Source organism: Desulfovibrio sp. 1214_IL3152 (assembly GCF_036763055.1).
Classification (GTDB): Bacteria; Desulfobacterota; Desulfovibrionia; order Desulfovibrionales; family Desulfovibrionaceae; genus Desulfovibrio.
In genome coordinates, this window is record NZ_JBAIYW010000478.1 from 1 (window position 1) to 1,191 (window position 1,191).

Genomic DNA, 1,191 nt, shown 5'->3' on the forward strand with positions numbered 1-1,191 from the left:
TTCTTCCCTGGCGGCGGGAGCCGCTTCTGTCATTTCAGGGGCGTCGGCCTTGTCGGCATCCTTACGGCGACGGCGCACGATGACGTTGGGGTGTGAGCCGGAACGCTCGGCATCCGCCTGTTTTTGTTCGGCAAAATGTTCGCGCACGCGTGCCGCCTCCTCAGTGGTCAAGGACCCGGCCATGGACTTAGCAGACGCGCCCAGCTCGCGCAGAGCGCGCAGCATATCCTTGTTGGGCACTGCCGGAAATTCCTTGGCAAGTTCCGATACTTTAATTTTTTCTTCAGACATGTTTACCCCCCTTGCGCCGTGTCCCGGGCCTGAACCTGGCGAATTTCGCCATGCATACGGCATCGGAACAGAGATACCAGCCCCTGCCAGGTCTGGTTTTTTCAGCGTCAATAGTCAAAATTCCCTGGGGCGTCAGCACATGGCGGGTAAGCTCGGCCTTGGCGAAGCGGCGGCGGCACATAACGCACATGCGCACCGGCCCTTCAGCGGCCACGGCAGTTTTTTGCCCTTCCCCCATGCGGTTGCCCCTAATCTTGCGCATCCTCGCGAGGACTGCCGGCAGTATGGTCCTGACCGGATTCTTCCTCGTCGGCATGCGTCCGGCCCAGTTCCACAGCGGAGGATTCGGGCGTTTCTTCTACCACGGGAGCCAGAAAGTTGATGGCCGAACGAAGGTCGGCAATGCGCGACGCGCTGATGGTCAGCTTGTCGGAAAGTTCCTGGTCCGTGGCCTGGCGCAGCTTGTCAAGCGAACTGTAGCCGGCGGCAAGCAGGGCCTCAATGGAGACTTCGGCCACGCTGGCTACCTGTTCGAGACCGTGACCGATGGCATTGGCCTCGTTGTAGCGGGTCTCGGTGAATATATCGACTTTCCAGCCCAGAAGGCGAGCGGCCAGCTTGACGTTTTGCCCCTTGCGCCCGATGGCGTTGGTGAGCTGGTCGTCCGGCACGATGACTTCGAGCAGATTTTCTTCTTCATCCACCACGATGCGCGACACCAGGGCCGGGGCCAGGGCGTTGCGGGCGTAAGTGGCTATATCGGCGCTCCAGACAACAATGTCGATGCGCTCGCCGTGCAGTTCCTGCACGATATTCTGAATGCGCGAACCGCGCACGCCAACGCAGGCGCCCACGGGGTCCACATCGCGTTCGCGAGAGAGCACGGCCACCTTGGCGCGC

Annotated in this window: 2 protein-coding genes and 1 pseudogene; all 3 read right to left on the reverse strand. The window is 61.4% G+C overall.

The features are described 5' to 3' along the window. A partial coding sequence (locus tag V6C07_RS10140) for a translation initiation factor IF-2 N-terminal domain-containing protein (RefSeq protein WP_333536334.1) occupies nt 1–291 on the reverse strand: 291 nt, incomplete at its 3' end. Further along, complete coding sequence (locus tag V6C07_RS10145; protein WP_333536335.1) at nt 284–529, reverse strand: YlxR family protein; 246 nt, start codon at nt 527–529, stop codon at nt 284–286. The genes V6C07_RS10140 and V6C07_RS10145, both read right to left, overlap by 8 nt. A gap of 10 nt (nt 530–539) precedes the next feature. After that, nucleotides 540–1,191, reverse strand: a pseudogene (locus V6C07_RS10150) (transcription termination factor NusA); the annotation flags it as partial.

Coding starts and splice junctions, on each gene's coding strand:
- V6C07_RS10145 (WP_333536335.1), bottom strand. CDS start 529: ATGGGGGAAGGGCAAAAAACTGCCGTGGCCGCTGAAGGGCCGGTGCGC.